We start from the raw sequence: 18,350 nt of genomic DNA on the forward strand, positions 1-18,350 counted from the left end.
ATGAAGTGCGATGTGGTCATCGTTTTAGATTGCGGCGCAACCAACATCCGGGCGATTGCAGTTAATCCTCAAGGTGTCGTGGTCGCCAAAGCCGTTCAGCCAAACCACAGCCAGCCCGATCCGGCCAATCCGCAATGGCAATTGTGGCCGCTAGATGGCATTTTGCAGAGTTTTGCTCAGTGCTGCCGCCAATTATTACCGCAGATTGATCAATGCAAGATCCATGCGGTGACCGTAACCACTTTTGGCGTGGACGGCGCTTTAGTGGACGCCAGTGGCAACATGCTATACCCAATTATCAGTTGGAAGTGTCCGCGCACAGTGGCGGTCATGGACGATATTACCCGCTATATGTCTGCCGAAAAATTACAGCAGATATCCGGCATTGGTCAATTCAGCTTTAACACCTTATACAAGCTAATTTGGCTGCAAGAGAATCGGCCAGATTTAGTCGAGCAGGCCCACGCCTGGCTATTTATTTCATCATTGATTAACCAGCGCCTCACCGGGGAATTCACCACGGATCGCACGATGGCTGGCACCAGCCAGTTGCTAGATGTGAAACAAGAAGAATTCAGTAGCGCTATTTTACAAAAGATAGGTATTCAGGCCGATTTATTCCCACCGATGGTCGCAGCAGGGGAAATCATCGGCCAGTTGTTACCGGGCATCGCCTCTCACCTGGGCTTACCGGCGGGTTTACCGGTGATTTCTGCCGGTCACGATACTCAATTCGCTTTATTTGGTTCAGGTGCAGATTTAGACCAACCGGTGCTGTCATCCGGCACTTGGGAAATTTTGATGGTACGAACGCCGAATGTGAATACCACCTTACTGCCACAATTTGCCGGTTCGACCTGTGAGTTGGATAGTTGCCCGCGGTTATTTAACCCCGGTTTACAGTGGCTAGCCTCTGGCGTGTTGGAGTGGGTCCGCCAACTCTACTGGCATGACAATGCCTGTGCCAACGTTTACCAGCAGATGATTGCCGAAGCAGCCGCTATTGCGCCAGGTGCCGAGGGCATGCGCATGGATTGCAACTTGCTGGGAAACTCGCACCATAACTTGTCCGGCGGCTGGCAAGGCGTTTCGCTGTCGAGCCGACGTGGGCACTTTTACCGATCTGCATTAGAAAGTCTTGCCTGGCAATTGAAAGATAACCTGGCAGTGCTGGAAAGGATTGGTGAGTTCCGTACTCGGGAATTGCTGTTGGTCGGTGGTGGCAGCCGCAATGCACTGTGGAACCAGATCAAAGCCGACGTGCTAAATCTGCCCATCAAAGTCATTGATGAGTCAGAAACAACCGTGCTGGGGGCGGCGCTATTTGCCTGGCACGCAACAGGTTATTACGCCAGTGCTGAAGAGGCTCGCGCACAGGTCAACTATCACTATCAGTATTATCATCCAGGAGACCAACAGCCGCTTTATCAATCACTTACCGCGCATCCTGCCCCGATGACTGCGACTGTATCGCTAAAAGGAGAGTGTCATGCTTAAAACCATCTCGCCACTGTTGTCACCACAACTGCTAAAAACATTGGCAGAAATGGGCCACGGCGATGAAATAATTTTCTCTGATGCCCATTTCCCCGCCCATGCCATTGGTAAAAATGGTGGGCCGCAAGTGATTCATGCCGATGGGTTATCGGTCAGTGCCTTGTTGGAGGCCACCATCCCTTTATTCGAATTAGACAGTTACGCCCCACCGTTAGTGATGATGGCGGCCGTCGATGGCGATATGCTGGATGCTTCAGTTGAGAAACGTTATTTACACGCCCTCTTCGGCACAGAAAAAGCCCTGCCGGTAGAGCGCATTGACCGCTATGCCTTTTACCAACGTGCCGAACAAGCATTTGCGATCGTCATCACAGGAGAGACCGCCAAGTATGGCAATATTCTGTTAAAGAAAGGGGTGACGCCTGTTTTTTAAATCGATGATCACGTAACCTCACGCCTTTAGCCATGTATTTAATGCTGGTATTAATCTGGCATAAGATACATGGCATCGCTGATGGAGAAGATCATGAAAGCGTCCCGTCACCAGGAAATCCTGCAACATATCAAACAGCATGAAACGCTGACGACGGCAGACCTGGCTAACTTACTTGCGGTTAGTCAGGAAACTATTCGCCGCGACCTGAATGAACTCCAGGCGCAAGGATTGATCATCCGCCAGCACGGGCGAGCTAAAAGCATCAAACGTGCCACTAAAGACAGTGGTGATCCTTTCACCACCCGCCTGAAAAGCCATCTCTCCAGCAAAGCTAGCATTGCTGCGCATGCCTTATCTCTGATAGATAGCGGAATGGTGATAGCACTGGATGCCAGCTCCACTTGCTGGTATCTAGCCAAAAAACTGCCGGATATTGATATCACGGTGTTTACCAACAGTGTGCGAATTTGTCAGGAATTGGCGAAGCACCAAAATATCGAATTGATCAGTGCCGGGGGGCAGTTACAACGCAAATATGCCTGTTATGTGAATCCGGCTCTTTTTTCGTTACTGAAAACTATCGAAATTGATCTGTTTATCTTCTCATGTGAGGGCATTGATACTGACGGCATTATGTGGGATTCCAACCCATTTAATGCCGAATTCAAGACCATGCTCCTTAAGCGCGCGACGCAATCCATTTTGCTGATAGATAAAAGCAAGATGTGCAGAACCGGCGAAGTGAAAATCGGCACACTTGATGATGTTGAACAGGTTATTTCGAATATCGATGCTGAATAGCGCCCAGTGGCGTAGCCGTTATTTACCACTGGGTGACTATTACTGGCCGTAATACGCTTTAGCGCCATGTTTACGCAGGTAATGTTTATCTAACAAGGTTTGTTGCATATCAGTCACCGCGGGTTCAAGCTGGTGAGTGAAAAGGTTCATATACGCAATTTCCTCCAACACGACGGCATTATGTACCGCGTTATCAGCATTACTGCCCCAGGCAAATGGGCCATGACCATTAACCAACACAGCCGGCACCTGTGCTGCGCTCAGCGCCTGCTGGGCAAAGGTTTCGACAATAACATTGCCAGTTTCATGCTCATAATCACCGGCAATCTCGGTATCTGTCATCAGACGAGTGCAAGGAATGGGACCATAGAAATAGTCGGCGTGGGTGGTGCCTAATGCCGAAAGCGGCTTGCCGGCCTGCGCCCAGATAGTGGCATGGCGCGAATGGGTGTGAACAATGCCGCCAATCTCCGCAAATGCACGGTACAGCACCAGATGAGTATCAGTATCGGAAGACGGTTTTTTATTTCCCTCCACGACTTCACCAGTCACTAAATCCACCACCACCATGTCATTAACACTCATCACATCATATTCAACACCGGAAGGTTTAATTACCACCAGCCCGCGATCGCGATCAATGCCACTGACATTCCCCCAGGTAAATGTCACGAGCTTATATTTTGGTAATGCTAAATTAGCTTCAAAAACCTGCTGTTTTAACTGTTCTAACATAATGCCACCTCATGAAATAATATTCAGTACGGTAATTAACAATCAGAAGTGATATGCATAATGCCGTCAGATTAATTAATAACCGTTAATTAAAAATAGTGTTAATTCCACATCGGCGTTCAAAAATCATTATTTACCGTAGGGTTTAAAACGCCAAACAGAATACCCGTCGGCAAACTAACCTAACCCTATTTATGGCTAAATTAAAGAATGTGGAATACTGCACAATCATCAAACAGAAGAAAACAGTCACACTCGGGCATCATCGGTCATTTATTTAATGCCCGATTGTGTGCTTTCATTACCAACAATGCCCATTCACAAAGAAAATAAGCCTTTTATATGAGATGTTCATCACACTAAATCATGCAACAAAAGAAATTGCACAATTAAAACATGATTTACACCACACAAATTCAGGGAAAAATACGACTTAAAGCAATACATGAATTCAATCACTGTATAAACAGCAGATAAATACCAATATAACAGCATGAATGTGATGGGTGCTTTAGGGTATTAAGCGCTAAGACAACAGTTGAGGTAAACATGTTACAAGCCGAACGCTATAAAATCATTTGTAGCCATGTGCAGCAACAAGGCTCGGCGCTGGTGACTGAGTTATCTGTCTTATGCCAAGTCTCGCAAGAAACCATTCGTCGTGACCTGACTGTGTTGGAAAAAAAGCAAAAACTAATTCGCAGTTTTGGCGGTGCAGTAGCACTGGATGGCCCTGATCTGTCGGTCATTGATATGAAAGAGACCCACTACAGTCTTAATGCTATTGATAGAGCGGAGTCTTTCCGTAAGCGTACGGAAGAACACCCTGATATTAAAATGAAAATTGCTAAAGCGGCATTACAATTTATTCACCCAGGCGACTGTATTTTGTTGGATAACAGTAGTTCTTGTTGGTTTTTGGCGCGGCAGATACCGGATATTGAAATTACTGTTGTTACCAACTCAGTGAAGATTATCCAGGCACTGGCCTGCCGAGACAAAGTGCGCATTATTGGTATTGGTGGTGAATACTCAGCCCGCCACGATGATTTTCACGGCCCGGTGGCAGAAAATGCCATACGTAATTTCCAGATCAATACTTTTTTCTTCTCTTGCCAAGGGATTAATCAGGAAAGTGGCGTACGCGATGGCAATGACATTAACGCGAAATTAAAACAAGTTATGTTACAAGTCTCGGGGCAAAAAATATTATTAGCGGACTCCAGTAAGTTTGATCAGTATGCATTTTGTAAAATATGTATGTTGGATGAAGTCGACATACTTATTACTAACAGGTTAAGTTCACAAAATTATCGTAGCGACAATCCTAAATTAAATATTATCGAATCAGATAAGTAACAAAATTATTCATCGAATAATAGCGTCAACACCAGTGAAATAGTAACACAATAAGAATAAGCCAAGCTGCCTTATATGAATATAAGGTCGGATGTCTTGATGCTTACTAATGGTTCTTTCAGAGGATTTAATCATGAAAAAGTTAATCTTACCCTACTTAATCACGACATTAATGGCTTCCCATGCAGCTTGGGCTGATGACAGTAAAGCTCCACAAAAAGCCAATAAACCGTTCACTATGGGTGTAGTGGTAAAAGTGGGCGGTATTCCTTGGTTCAATGTGATGGAACAGGGTATTAAAGAAGAAGGCCAGGCGCTGGGGGTTAATGCCTGGCAAGTGGGGCCTACCACCGCTGATCCTGCCGAGCAAGTACGAGCAATTGAAGACTTAATTGCCAAGAAAGTCGATGTCATTGGTGTGGTACCTAATGATGCCAAGGTGCTGGAACCGGTACTGAAACGGGCGCAGGAAGCGGGTATTAAAGTCATTACCCATGAATCACCGGGCCAAATCAATGCTGACTGGGATTTCGAATTGCTTGATACCCAAAGCATGGGTGCTAACCATATGAAAGACATGGCGAAGTGCATGGGTGAAGAAGGTAAATATGCCATGTTCGTCGGTAGTCTGACGGTGCCTCTGGTCAATGAATGGGCCGATGCTGCGATTGCTTATCAAAAAGCACATTACCCAAAAATGGTTCTGGTTGAAGACCGTTTTGGCGTAGCTGAATCAGTCGATGATTCTATGCGTACCGCCAATGACTTGCTATCGAAACATAAAGATCTAAAAGGCATTATGTCATTCGGTTCACAAGGCCCGATTGGTGCAGGCCGTGCAATTGATAAACGTAAGAAAAACGACACCACCTGTGTCTTCGGGACATTTACACCGGGTCAGGGTATCAAGCTGTTAGAGAAAGGCGCTATTGACGGTGGCTATATTTCTAATCCAATGGTCGCCGGTAAGGTCTTTGTGCAAGTCGCCACTGCCATGATGAATGGCGAGCCAATCAAAGATGGTGTCAAGCTGGGCGATATGGGCGAAATCAAAACCAAGGGCAACACAATTCTCAGTGATAACCCAGAAAAACTGGATATTGAAAACACCAAACGCCTGGTCAAGCTCGGCTTATAAGTCACGTCTAAGTTAAAAAGTATCGCCGGGTACTGACCTGCCCGGCTCATATTTCGGCCCCAATGTTGAGGCTGTTTTCCGGGGAACTGCACGATGACTTATATTTCTGATGTTGATAAAGGAGTGCCGCTCATCACACTGAAAGAGCTATCAAAAAGCTTTGGTGGGCATCAGGCACTTAAAAATATCACTCTGACGTTGAATAAAGGCGAAGTGCACTGTTTGGCCGGAGCCAATGGCTGCGGCAAAAGTACGCTGATAAAAACCATCAGTGGTGTATATGCCCCTGATGACGGCAGTGAAATTATTATCGACGATAAATCACACTCGCGTTTAACTCCTGACCGCGCCCGCGATTTAGGTGTGCAGGTTATCTATCAGGATTTGTCGCTGTTCCCTAACCTGAGCGTGGCAGAGAACATTGCCTTCGAATACAACTTGAAAGGCTACTTTGGTTGGTTCAGCAAAGCAAAAATCAAACAGAAAGCCTGCCAAATTTTACAAGAACTGGCCTTTACCATCGACCCGGATGCACTGGTACAGAACCTACCTATAGCGCAGCGCCAGCAAGTCGCTATTTGCCGCGCACTGGTGGCTGATGCCCGACTGGTTATCATGGATGAGCCGACCGCGTCTCTCACCCGAACCGAAGTCAATCAATTGTTACGCACAGTAAATTATTTGCGCGACAAAAACATCACCGTGGTGTTTGTTAGCCACCGATTAGATGAAGTTAAAGAGATTTCAGACCGCATTACCGTGATTCGCGATGGTGAAAAAGTGGGAACCTGGCCAGCAAACGATCTTTCCGTTGGCAGGATTACCGAGCTAATGACTGGGTTAACCATTACCCACGAGCAAAAATTGCCGAATGCCGAACAGGGCAAAGTGGTACTGCAACTGAATAATCTCAGCCGCAAAGGGCAGTTTGAGAATATTTCTTTCAGCCTGCATCGCGGTGAAGTTTTAGGGCTATGCGGTTTGCTGGGATCCGGACGAACAGAGCTGGCATTGAGCCTGTTTGGCATCACCCATCCAGATAGCGGCCAAATTACCATTGATGGCAATCCGGTGCGCATTAAAGACAATACCCGCGCCATTGAGCTGGGGATGGGTTATGTCTCTGAAGATCGCCTGACACTGGGGGCGGTGCTACCTCAATCGGTTGCTGACAACATGATGCTGTCGATTTTGCAACGTATCCGCACCCCTATCTACCTGATTGATGAGGCTAAAAAAGCCGCATTGGTGCAGGAGTGGGTAAAAGATTTAGACATTAAAGTCACCAATCCTGATAACCCCCTGTCGACGTTATCCGGTGGTAATCAGCAAAAAGTGGTACTGGCGAAATGGATTCTGACTAAACCGAAAGTATTGATTCTTGACTCTCCCACCGTAGGGGTCGATATCGGTGCGAAAGACAGTATTTACAAGCTAATTCATCGCCTTTCAGGTGTCGGCATCTCGGTATTACTTATCTCCGATGAAGTACCAGAGGCCTATTACAACTGTGACCGCATCCTGCATATGAAGCAAGGGCGCATCGTCAATGAATTGATCCCGAATCAAATGACTGAACAACAGCTTGCGGAGGCCATCAATGCCTAATATCAACAGACTTAAACCGCAATCCGTTGAAGGGTGGCTGGCCTGGGTTATCGTCATTATGCTGGCCCTGTTCTCCCTGCTCAGCAGTGAGTTTTTATCCATACAAAACCTGCTAGATCTGACAGAAAGCTATGCCGTAACCGGTGTCTTTGCCCTCGGGCTTTTCGTGGTGCTGGTGACCGGTGGTATTGATATTTCCTTTGCCGCCGTAGCCTCTGTGGTGCAATACGTGGTGGCATCTCTGCTGCTCAATGATGTCATTGCCAGCCCGGTCTTATGCCTGGTTATCGCCATCTCCATTGGGGTATTACTCGGTTTCGTCAATGCGATACTGATTTACTATCTGAATATCGTTTCCATCATTATCACCATCAGCATGCAATCGCTGCTGTTTGGCATGCTGATGTGGATAACCAACGGCCACAGTATTTATGACTTGCCGGACTGGTGGATAACCCAACGATCCATTCTGCCCTTTACCTTTGATGGTGAGAGCTACCAGATTGGCTTACCGCTAATCGTCATGCTCGCCATCGCTCTGCTCACCTGGCTGTTATTGAATAAAACGCATATCGGCCGCCAATTGTATGCCGTTGGGGGTAGCCCTGAATCTGCGCGCCGCATTGGTATCCGCGTGTCGCTGCTTTACCTGTTCGCTTATGGCTATTTAGGGGCAACCGCGGCCATCGGCGGCATGTTGCAGACCTACCGCATGAGTGAAGTGGTGCCGAGTGCGCTGGTGGGCGGCGAATTGGATGTGTTGGCCGCCGCAGTGTTGGGCGGAGCCAGCTTATCCGGCGGGCGCGGCTCGGTGGTCGGCACACTGATGGGCGTATTCCTGATTGGTATCTTGAAAAATGGCCTCAACCTGATCGGCGTTTCCAGCTACTTCGTCAACATTGTGATTGGCGTGGTGATCGTCGCCGCCATTTGCGTCACCCATTACAAAAAACGCAAAGAAACTGATGTTGGCTTTGTCTGACAGGGGCATTTATGAAAAAGAACACATTTTTCCATATCGACGGCACCATCTCTGGGTTATTGAGTATTTGTGCGCTGGCCACACTGGCTTTCAGTCTGGCAATGCCCGGCCGTTTCTTTACTGAAAATACCTTTTTGAGCATCGCCTTCCAATTGCCGGAGTTAGGGCTGCTGACCTTCGCCATGTTTGTCCCGATGCTCAGCGGCGGGCTGAATCTGTCCATCATCGGTACAGCTAACCTCACCGGCCTGTTTATGGCCTGGTTGCTTATCCAATATGTTCCGGCCGATGCCAGCACGACCACACAACTGATATGGCTGGTGATTGCCCTGTTGGGAGCCGCAGTGATTGCTGTTGTTATCGGAACATTGACCGGGCTGATGATTGCCCGCATCGGTGCGCATCCCATTCTGGTGACCTTAGGCAGCATGACCATAATTAGCGGCATCGGGGTTTATCTGACCAAAGGGGCTGCGCTCAGTGGTATGCCGCCGATTGTGCGCAGTATGGGGTCCGAAGTGGTGATGGGCATCCCTATCCCGATGATTATTTTCGTGGTCGCATCACTGGTGCTGGCACTGATATTAGGCAAAACACGGCTGGGTAAAACCATCTATATGTGTGGCAGCAATATCAACGCAACCTGGTTCAGCGGTATCCGCACTGACCGAGTGATGATTGCCATCTACTCTATATCCAGCCTGTTATGCGTATTAGCGGGCCTGATTATGATGTCGCGTTTTAACTCAGCACGTATGGGATATGGCGACTCTTATCTGTTACTGACCGTGTTGGCGATAGTGCTGGGTGGCACCAATCCATTTGGTGGTGTAGGGAAAGTCAGTCATGTGTTTTGTGCCCTGTTGGTGTTGCAGGTCATCGCCACCGGCCTAAGCCTGCTCGGTGTCAGCCTGCACTTCAATCTGGCAGTTTGGGGGATCACACTTATCTTCGCGCTGGCCTTTAAATTCTTTAAAGAGAAATGGAAAGCGAAGCGTGCCATGAAAAGTAATCGATTGAAACATTTGACTAAAATGGCAACAGGGAGAGCTAAGTAATGCGAATTCACCCATTAGGAATATATGAAAAAGCGCTGCCTGCGGGCACCAGTTGGGTTGAAAAGCTGGCTGTAGCGAAATCCTGCGGTTTCGACTTTGTCGAGATGTCAGTTGATGAGAGTGACGAGCGCCTGGGGCGGTTGAATTGGAGCCGAGAGGAGCGTATGGCGGTAATCACCGCTATCCAACAAACAGGAGTGAGAATTCCCACACTTTGTCTGTCCGCACATCGCCGCTATCCCTTTGGCAGCCGTGATGCTGCTACTCGTGAGCAAGCACGCACTATCATGTTGCAGGCCATCCGGTTGGCTCAAGATCTCGGTATCCGTACCATTCAACTTGCCGGTTATGATGTGTATTACGAACCACAAGACAGTGAAACCATTACCCGTTTTGAAGAGGGAATGGCATGGGCTGCACAGCAGGCAGCAGCGGCACAAGTGATGTGCGCGGTGGAAATCATGGATACCCAATTTATGAACTCCATCAGCAAGTGGAAAGCGCTCGACAATAAAATTGGCTCGCCGTGGTTTACGGTGTATCCGGATATTGGCAACCTCACTGCGTGGGGGAATGAAGTTGATGCTGAGCTAGCGAGTGGTATTGACCGCATTGCGGCCATTCATCTGAAAGATACTTTCGCTGTGACCGCAGATTGTCCGGGGCAATTTCGTGATGTGCCTTTCGGTGAAGGCTGTGTCGACTTTGTTAATCTGTTTAAAACTCTGCGGCGTTTGAACTATCGCGGCACTTTCTTGATTGAGATGTGGACAGAGAAGTCAGCCGAACCTTTGCTGGAAATCATCCACGCTCGCCATTGGATTGAAGATAAAATGCGTCTGGCGGGTTGGAGTAACGATGCCTTACAGGCCGTGCGCTAAGGAGCCCTCATGAGCCACTATTTTCTCGGCATTGACCTAGGCGGCACAGTGACCAAAGCCGGGGTTTACACCGCCGAAGGTCGCGAGATTGCTGTTACAGAGCAGGCTCTACCAGTGCTTAGCCCTCAAGCAGGTTTTTGCGAGCGCGATATGGAAGACCTGTGGGCAGCGACTTGTCAGGTCATCCACCAGACACTCAATGCGGCGCACACCTCTGCTGGCGTCTCGCCTGAGCATATTCGCGGCATCAGTTTCTCGGCTCACGGTAAAGGGTTATATCTGGTGGATAAACAGGGTCAGCCGGTGCGCCACGGCATTGTTTCCTCCGACTCTCGTGCGCAAGCCTTGGTTAGCCGCTGGCAAAAAGAAGGCAAAGCCCATCAGGCGTATGAACTTAGCCTGCAACAACTGTGGCCATCTCACCCAGCGGCTCTGCTGCGCTGGCTCAAAGAGAACGAAGCGGAAAATTATCACCGCAGCGGCTATGTGTTAATGGTGCATGACTATATCCGTTATCGCCTGACAGGCGAGTTTACTACCGAAGAAACCAATATCTCTGGCAGCAATCTTTATAATCAGTACAGCGGTCACTTTGATCCACAACTGATGAAGATATTCGGCATTGAAGAAGTCGTGGAGAAAACGGCTCCAATTATTGGTTCGGCAGAATTGGCCGGTTTTATCAGTCAACAAGCAGCGCAGGTCAGTGGTTTAAAACCTGGCACACCGGTATTCGGCGGCATGTTTGATGTGGTCGGTGCAGCCTTAACCTCTGGCTTGCATGACAGCCACCAGCTCAGTGCCGTGGCCGGAACCTGGTCAATTGCCACCCGAGTGTTCGAGGGTGTACAGCCCTCAGATTACCCCTATGTGTGGGGAAAATATTGTATCCCAGGCACCTATTTTGTTCACGAAGGCAGCCCCACTTCCGCCAGTAATCTGGCCTGGTTTGTGCAACAATTCTTGCCGGATTTACCCGATAACTATCAAACACTTAATCAGTGGGCGGCACTCGGTTATGAAAAGTCGGAAGATATTCTCTTCTTCCCGTGGCTATACGGCTCCAATCATAGCGCCAATCTCAGCGGCGGCCTGTTAGGACTTAGCGGGCACCACACGACTCAGGATATTGTTTACGCGATTTATCAGGGAATTGTCTTTTCGCATCTGTTACATCAGGACAAAATTCTCGCGCTGGGTGATAACACTGACTGCATTCGTTTCACTGGCGGCCCAACGCATTCTGTCATCTGGATGCAAATGTTTTGTGATGCCAGTAACTTGCCATTGGAAATTGTCGATATTCAGCAATCTGGCTGTCGGGCTGCGGCCCTGTGTGCAGCGGTAGGAAGTGGCTATTACAGCGGTTTTGAGCAAGCGATATCTGCCAGCCCGCCGCCCATCACCCGCCTGCAACCCAATGCGGAAAAGCACTCAATGTTAAGAACGCGCTTTGAGAAATTTAAGCGCATCGCTGAGGCGCTAAGCAGCGTCATGTGATGGCGCCACATGCAGAATTTAGCGATAAAAAGCCCGGATATTGCAGTGTTATATACTGGCGGTCGGCCAGTGTCCCACCATCATCCTGCCTGTACCATCGATAAGTGCGGAAAATGAGATCCACCCTTTATAAAGAGGGTGGAGCCATCGCCTCGCACCGACAATCTATAGTAAAATTCTTGTTAAAGTCATATCCCCAAAGAGATTGGAGCTGCAGGTAGGCGGCAAGTAAATGAATCCCGATGAGCTTACTCAAGTAAGTGATTCGGGTGAGTGAGCGCCGCTAACACCGCTGCAGCTTCAGGTTCGAAGGGGAAACAAAAAATATCGGCTTGGTTCTTCTATCGATTGTTTCTGTTATCGAACGCTTTCGCTAACTGATGTTGAATGTGAGAAAAATATGTCAAACAAACCGTTCCACTATCAGGATCCCTTCCCGTTAAAGGAAGACGATACTGAGTATTACCTTGTCAGTAATAATCATGTTTCGGTCGCACAGTTTGAAGGTCACGACATTCTAAAAGTCGAGCCTGAAGCCCTGACCCTCCTCGCCCAACATGCTTTCCACGATGCCTCATTCCTGCTCCGTCCCGCTCACCAAAAACAAGTTGCTGCTATTTTGGATGATCCGGAAGCCAGCGAAAATGATAAGTATGTTGCCCTGCAATTCCTGCGCAATTCTGAAATCTCAGCCAAAGGAATTTTACCGACCTGTCAGGATACCGGCACGGCTATTATCGTGGGTAAAAAAGGCCAGCGCGTCTGGACCGGCGGGAATGATGCCGAAGCCCTGTCACGCGGTGTGTATAACACTTTCATTGAAGACAATCTGCGCTACTCACAAAACGCGGCGCTGGATATGTACAAAGAAGTGAATACCGGCACCAACCTGCCAGCACAAATCGACCTGTACAGCACTGAGGGTGAAGATTATAAATTATTATTCGTCACCAAAGGTGGCGGCTCAGCCAACAAAACCTATCTGTATCAGGAAACCAAGGCTCTGCTCTCTCCAGGTAAGCTGAAAGACTATCTGGTTGAGAAAATGCGTACCTTGGGTACAGCTGCCTGCCCGCCGTACCATATCGCCTTTGTTATCGGCGGCACCTCAGCTGAAAGCACGCTCAAAACCGTTAAACTGGCCTCCACCAAGTATTACGATGGTCTGCCAACCGAAGGCAATGAGCACGGGCAAGCTTTCCGTGATATCCAACTGGAGCAAGAACTGCTGGAAGCAGCACAGGATTTAGGTCTGGGTGCGCAATTTGGCGGTAAATACTTTGCTCATGATGTGCGGGTGGTGCGTTTGCCGCGTCACGGAGCCTCCTGCCCAGTCGGCATGGGGGTTTCCTGCTCTGCTGACCGGAATATCAAAGGTAAAATTAACCGCAAAGGTATCTGGCTGGAGAAATTGGAACAAAACCCAGGAAAATATATTCCTGAGCACCTGCGCCATAGCACCGAAGGCAAAGTGGTTAAAATCGATCTTAACCGCCCGATGGCCGATATCTTAAAAGAACTGTCACAGTATCCGGTATCAACCCGTCTGTCGCTGACCGGCACTATTATTGTTGGCCGTGATATTGCTCATGCCAAATTAAAAGAGCGGCTGGATAACGGCGAAGGTTTACCGCAATACATTAAAGATCATCCGATCTACTACGCAGGGCCTGCGAAAACCCCGGAAGGTTATGCTTCTGGTTCACTTGGCCCCACCACCGCAGGGCGCATGGATTCCTATGTTGATCTGCTGCAATCCCATGGCGGCAGCATGATCATGCTGGCAAAGGGCAACCGCAGCCAGCAAGTCACCGATGCCTGCCACAAGCACGGCGGCTTCTATCTGGGCAGCATTGGTGGCCCCGCAGCCGTCCTGGCGCAAAACAGCATCAAGAGTTTGGAATGTGTGGAGTACCCTGAGCTGGGTATGGAAGCCATCTGGAAAATTGAAGTCGAAGATTTCCCAGCTTTTATTTTGGTAGATGATAAAGGCAACGATTTCTTCCAACAGATCCAAGCATCAAAATGTAACCGCTGCGGTTAATATCGCAATCCGACCTCGGTAATTTTGCCGAGGTCGGATCGATTACAGATAAATTTGGTGGCCATGCGCCAACCCCATCACTACACACCACTGCTAAAGTAAGCCCCTTTCCCTGACAACTCTCAGCTAAATACAGCAGGGAGTTGTTCAATTACACCACTATCTTGCACATATGTGCGAAAGCCATCACGTCACGCAAAATAAAAATGTGATCAGAATCCAAAATTTGTCCGGAATAAAGTAGTCGAACACAAAAATCACTTTTCTATTTAATTAATATAAATCAAACAATTAAAGATTATTGCACACTTGTGCGATATCAGAAATTAATTTCATTGATTGTTTTAGGGAATTATTGTGCAAATTCAAAGGGAGGCGTTATTTTGTGCTTTTGACTTGAAAAATAGAAAGTGATTATATCAGGTCATAGATAACTTAATGATATTTGCACAAATGTGCAAGAGGCTGAAATGGAAAAGAGCGATGATCTACGCCTGATGGTGAAAATTGCACAAATGTATTACGAGCAAAATTTCACGCAAGCTGAGATAGCGCGGGCGCTGGGAATATATCGCACCAGCATCAGCCGCATGCTTAAGAGAGTGCGTGAACAAGGCATTGTCACTATTTCAATCAACTATAACTATAACGAAAATTTGTTGTTGGAACAGCAGTTGAAATCGCGCTTTAAATTACGCGAGGCAATTGTCGTTTCGGCCGAGCAAGACCAATCACCAGAACAACAACTGATCCTAATGGCAAAGCACTGTAGCGCACTGCTAAATCGTATTATTGAAAATGGCGATATTCTGGGTTTCTCCTGGGGTAGTGCTATTGCCACCCTGGTTGAGCAAATGGATACCTCGCCAGTATCGCGCCAATTAACCTGCATCCCAATGGTCGGTGGCCCTTCCGGCAAATTGGAAAGCCGCTTTCATGTGAATACGCTAGTCTACAGCGCCGCGATGAAATTAAAAGGTGAGTCATTGCTGATCGATTTCCCAGCAATTCTGGAAGAGAGTGTTATTCGCGATGGAATCATGCAGTCTCAGCATTATCAGGCTATTGCAGATTATTGGCAGCGGCTGGACATCGCTATTTTTGGTATTGGTTCACCTAATATTTCTGGCAATTCTACCTGGCGCGCCTTTTATGGCAGCGATGTAATTGAGCACTTTAATGACCGACAGGTTGCCGGTGATATCTGCTCACGCTTTTATGATTTACAAGGGAATCCGGTAGAAACTTATATTTCGGATAAAACCATTACCATTCAATTAGACAAAATTAAAAAAGCGCGTTATTCCATTGGGATTGCGCACTCCCATGAAAAAATCAGCGGGATCATCGGTGCTATTAAAGGAAAATATATTAATAGTTTGGTAACCACCAAAGAAACTGCCGAGGAGATTCTGGCACTTACAGTATAAGTTATAAATAAGGGGAAGCATTTCCCCAAATAGCTCACCACACCATTATAAATTGCATGATTGCGTGTGTGGCTGAGTATTGTCCAAATTCAGGCTAACAGGAGACATAATGGTTAACGTCATTTTTTGTGCTCACGGTGACTTAGCGGTTTCAATGCTCAATTCCGTCAATATGGTATATGGCGAAACACAGAATATTACCCCGCTGCTGTTTAATCGAGGTGAGAATGCCGAAAATTTAGTGAATAAAATGCAGGATGTCATAGCAAAGAATCAACATGATTCCTGGCTAATTGCCGTCGATTTGCAAGGTGGCAGCCCTTATAACGCCGCCGCACGCCTGGCATTCAGTGATAGTCGTATTCAGGTTATCAGTGGATTATCTCTACCATTAGCACTGGAAATTGCCGATAACCAGCAAGCGATGGCGGCAGAAGAGCTGACAGACTATTTACTCGACATTGGCACACAATGCGTGCAGTCATTCCGACACAAAAAAAATAACGAAGAAGAAGAGGCCGATTTTATATGAAAATCAATCTGGCAAGAATTGACGACCGGCTGATTCATGGTCAGGTCACCACGGTTTGGGCCAAAGAAGCTAAAGCTGAGCGTATTATTATTTGTAGTGACGACGTTTATAACGATGAAATTCGGAAAACATTATTAAAACAGGCAGCACCGCCGGGAATAAAAGTGAATGTGGTTAATATTGAAAAAGCGGTAGCGGTTTATCACAACCCAAATTATATCAATGACACTGTGTTTTATTTATTTACCAATCCAACAGATGTTTTACGATTAGTAGATCAGGGAGTAAAAATTGATGTTATTAACATTGGCGGCATGGCATTTAAACATGGGAAAACACAACTAACCAAAGCGGTATCAGTTGATCAAAATGACATTAACGCTTTTTATGCATTAGCAGAGCGCGGTGTTCATTTAGATTTACGGGTAGTCACCTCCGATCCTGATGTGGATGTGATTAAAAAATTACGCGAGCTGGAGTCTAAATAACGACACTTCACTTGAAATATAAGTAATAACCCATTTTTTATTAACCATTTAAATCCGATTACTTAACCTGGGCAATACAACTATTTAGTTATAATCCACGGCTATATAGCCATGGGAATGTATTGTCCAAAGGGGTCCACCATGGAAATAAGCTTACTACAAATAATCTTAATCTTTATTTTCTCATGTATTGCCGGTATCGGCAGCGTGCTGGATGAATTCCAAACTCACCGGCCATTAATTGCCTGCACCATTACCGGCTTGATTCTGGGTGATATGACCACCGGCGTTATCCTCGGCGGTACGCTGGAGTTAATTGCCCTTGGTTGGATGAACGTCGGCGCTGCACAATCCCCAGACTCCGCACTCGCCAGTATTATCTCAACTATTCTGGTCATTGTCGGTCATCAGAATATTGCCACCGGGATCGCTATTGCCCTGCCGGTAGCCGCAGCAGGTCAGGTGCTGACTGTCTTTGCCCGTACCATCACCGTGGCGTTCCAACACGCCGCCGACCGGGCCGCTGAAAAAGCCAATTTCGCTATGATTGATTTTATGCATGTGTCGGCATTGCTGGTTCAGGCCATGCGGGTCGCCATTCCAGTATTAATCGTCTCTATCTTTGTGAGTGCCGATACCGTTAGCCATATGCTTAATGCGATTCCAACTGTAGTGACTCATGGGTTGCAAATTGCCGGCGGGTTTATCGTCGTTGTCGGTTACGCCATGGTGCTCAACATGATGGGCGTGAAATACCTTATGCCCTTCTTCTTCCTCGGTTTTATTGTCGGCGGCTACCTCGGGTTCAGCCTACTCGCGTTCGGCGGTATTGGTCTGATCATTGCCTTGCTGTATATCCAGTTAAACCCGCTTTATCAGAAACCGGCAGCGCCTGTAGCGCAAGCCAGCCAAGCCAAACTTGATGAATTAGAAGATTAGGAGACGCCGACATGACCATATTAAACAAACGATTAACCCGGTCTGATCTGTTTAAAATGTTTTTACGCAGCAACTTGCAACAGGCCTCATTTAACTATGAACGTATTCATGGCTTGGGTTTCTGCTATGACATGGTGCCCGCAATCAAGCGCTTGTATCCGCTAAAAGAAGACCAAATTGCCGCATTGAAACGCCATTTAGTGTTCTTCAACACCACACCGGCAGTCTGCGGACCAGTGATCGGCGTCACCGCTGCCATGGAAGAAGCTCGAGCGAATGGCGCTGATATTGATGAGGGCGCGATCAATAGCTTGAAAGTTGGGCTAATGGGGCCATTGGCCGGGGTCGGTGATCCACTGATTTGGGGCACTTTGCGCCCCATCACAGCCGCCTTAGGAGCCTCGCTGGCACTAAACGGCAATGTGCTAGGGCCAATTCTCTTCTTCTTGTCCTTCAACTCAGTGCGCTTGGCCCTGAAATGGTTCGGCCTGCAATACGGTTTCACCAAGGGTATCAATATCGTCAAAGACCTTGGCGGAAATGTGCTGCAAAAACTGACCGAGGGTGCCTCGATTCTGGGCTTGTTTATCATGGGGGTATTGGTCACCAAATGGACCAGTATCAATGTGCCGCTGGTGATATCGAAAACACCGGGCCACGACGGTACGACAGTAACCATGACCGTACAAAACATTCTCGATCAGCTGTGCCCAGGTTTATTGGCACTGGGTCTTACTCTATTAATGATGCGTTTGCTCAAACGCAAAATTAATCCTATCTGGCTCATTTTCTCCCTGTTTGGCCTCGGAATTGTAGGCTCATGGCTTGGCATTCTTTCCTAATTAATGCCAGGGAGTTTTTTTATTCAACTTGAAGTTTTTTATTCGACCTGACGTTTTATATTTGAAAATAATTGAGGTGG

17 protein-coding genes are annotated in these 18,350 nt (G+C 47.5%); 16 read left to right on the forward strand and 1 reads right to left on the reverse strand.

Annotated features, from left to right (window positions below; genetic code table 11):
• The 3 genes from fucK (at position 1) to fucR (ending at position 2,734) form a co-directional block, all read left to right on the forward strand.
• Positions 1-1,497 (forward strand): L-fuculokinase, encoded by a 1,497-nt coding sequence (gene fucK, locus ACF3VQ_RS16245; protein ID WP_392432153.1) that lies wholly within the window; start codon positions 1-3, stop codon positions 1,495-1,497.
• Positions 1,490-1,930, forward strand: coding sequence for an L-fucose mutarotase (gene fucU / locus ACF3VQ_RS16250; protein ID WP_392432154.1), 441 nt, complete (start codon positions 1,490-1,492; stop codon positions 1,928-1,930). The genes fucK and fucU overlap by 8 nt, the downstream gene beginning before the upstream one ends.
• Before the next feature lie 93 nt (positions 1,931-2,023).
• Positions 2,024-2,734, forward strand: coding sequence for an L-fucose operon activator (gene fucR / locus ACF3VQ_RS16255; protein WP_019080383.1), 711 nt, complete (start codon positions 2,024-2,026; stop codon positions 2,732-2,734).
• A gap of 39 nt (positions 2,735-2,773) precedes the next feature.
• Here fucR and ACF3VQ_RS16260 read toward each other — a convergent pair whose 3' ends face one another.
• Positions 2,774-3,469, reverse strand: coding sequence for an L-ribulose-5-phosphate 4-epimerase (locus ACF3VQ_RS16260; RefSeq protein WP_392432155.1), 696 nt, complete (start codon positions 3,467-3,469; stop codon positions 2,774-2,776).
• A gap of 549 nt (positions 3,470-4,018) precedes the next feature.
• Here ACF3VQ_RS16260 and ACF3VQ_RS16265 point away from each other — a divergent pair.
• The 13 genes from ACF3VQ_RS16265 to ACF3VQ_RS16325 all read left to right on the forward strand — a co-directional run bounded on the left by ACF3VQ_RS16265 (position 4,019) and on the right by ACF3VQ_RS16325 (position 18,270).
• The gene (locus ACF3VQ_RS16265; RefSeq protein ID WP_392432156.1) at positions 4,019-4,828 is read left to right on the forward strand and encodes a DeoR/GlpR family DNA-binding transcription regulator; all 810 of its coding nucleotides are present in this window, start codon (positions 4,019-4,021) and stop codon (positions 4,826-4,828) included.
• 133 nt (positions 4,829-4,961) lie between these two features.
• Positions 4,962-5,966, forward strand: coding sequence for a substrate-binding domain-containing protein (locus tag ACF3VQ_RS16270; protein ID WP_392432157.1), 1,005 nt, complete (start codon positions 4,962-4,964; stop codon positions 5,964-5,966).
• Between the two features lie 93 nt (positions 5,967-6,059).
• Positions 6,060-7,574: a sugar ABC transporter ATP-binding protein gene (locus ACF3VQ_RS16275; protein WP_392432158.1), complete on the forward strand. Its 1,515-nt coding sequence runs from the start codon at positions 6,060-6,062 to the stop codon at positions 7,572-7,574.
• A complete protein-coding gene (locus tag ACF3VQ_RS16280; protein ID WP_392432159.1) occupies positions 7,567-8,556 on the forward strand; it encodes an ABC transporter permease in 990 nt (329 codons plus the stop codon). Before ACF3VQ_RS16275 ends, ACF3VQ_RS16280 begins: the two co-directional genes overlap by 8 nt.
• An 11-nt stretch (positions 8,557-8,567) precedes the next feature.
• Positions 8,568-9,614, forward strand: coding sequence for an ABC transporter permease (locus tag ACF3VQ_RS16285; RefSeq protein ID WP_392432160.1), 1,047 nt, complete (start codon positions 8,568-8,570; stop codon positions 9,612-9,614).
• Positions 9,614-10,495 carry an L-ribulose-5-phosphate 3-epimerase gene (locus tag ACF3VQ_RS16290; RefSeq protein ID WP_392432161.1) on the forward strand — a complete coding sequence of 294 codons (882 nt, stop codon included), beginning with the start codon at positions 9,614-9,616 and terminating at the stop codon, positions 10,493-10,495. The genes ACF3VQ_RS16285 and ACF3VQ_RS16290 overlap by 1 nt, the downstream gene beginning before the upstream one ends.
• A 9-nt stretch (positions 10,496-10,504) precedes the next feature.
• A complete protein-coding gene (locus tag ACF3VQ_RS16295) occupies positions 10,505-11,995 on the forward strand; it encodes an FGGY-family carbohydrate kinase (protein ID WP_392432162.1) in 1,491 nt (496 codons plus the stop codon).
• Between the two features lie 400 nt (positions 11,996-12,395).
• Positions 12,396-14,039 (forward strand): class I fumarate hydratase FumA, encoded by a 1,644-nt coding sequence (fumA, locus tag ACF3VQ_RS16300; RefSeq protein WP_392432163.1) that lies wholly within the window; start codon positions 12,396-12,398, stop codon positions 14,037-14,039.
• Positions 14,040-14,509: 470 nt separating this feature from the next.
• Entirely contained in the window at positions 14,510-15,469 is a 960-nt protein-coding gene (locus tag ACF3VQ_RS16305) for a sugar-binding transcriptional regulator (protein ID WP_392432164.1), read from the forward strand.
• A gap of 109 nt (positions 15,470-15,578) precedes the next feature.
• On the forward strand, positions 15,579-16,001 hold the full coding sequence (locus tag ACF3VQ_RS16310) for a PTS sugar transporter subunit IIA (protein WP_392432165.1): 423 nt from the start codon (positions 15,579-15,581) through the stop codon (positions 15,999-16,001).
• Positions 15,998-16,489, forward strand: a complete 492-nt coding sequence (locus ACF3VQ_RS16315; protein ID WP_392432166.1) for a mannose/fructose/sorbose PTS transporter subunit IIB — start codon at positions 15,998-16,000, stop codon at positions 16,487-16,489. The genes ACF3VQ_RS16310 and ACF3VQ_RS16315 overlap by 4 nt, the downstream gene beginning before the upstream one ends.
• 141 nt (positions 16,490-16,630) lie before the next feature.
• Positions 16,631-17,428, forward strand: a complete 798-nt coding sequence (locus tag ACF3VQ_RS16320) for a PTS mannose/fructose/sorbose transporter subunit IIC (RefSeq protein ID WP_005165149.1) — start codon at positions 16,631-16,633, stop codon at positions 17,426-17,428.
• 11 nt (positions 17,429-17,439) lie between these two features.
• Positions 17,440-18,270, forward strand: coding sequence for a PTS system mannose/fructose/sorbose family transporter subunit IID (locus tag ACF3VQ_RS16325; protein ID WP_392432167.1), 831 nt, complete (start codon positions 17,440-17,442; stop codon positions 18,268-18,270).
• Positions 18,271-18,350: the final 80 nt, after the last annotated feature.

The sequence above is a fragment of the Yersinia fenwicki genome, from assembly GCF_043099325.1.
Taxonomy (GTDB): Bacteria; Pseudomonadota; Gammaproteobacteria; order Enterobacterales; family Enterobacteriaceae; genus Yersinia.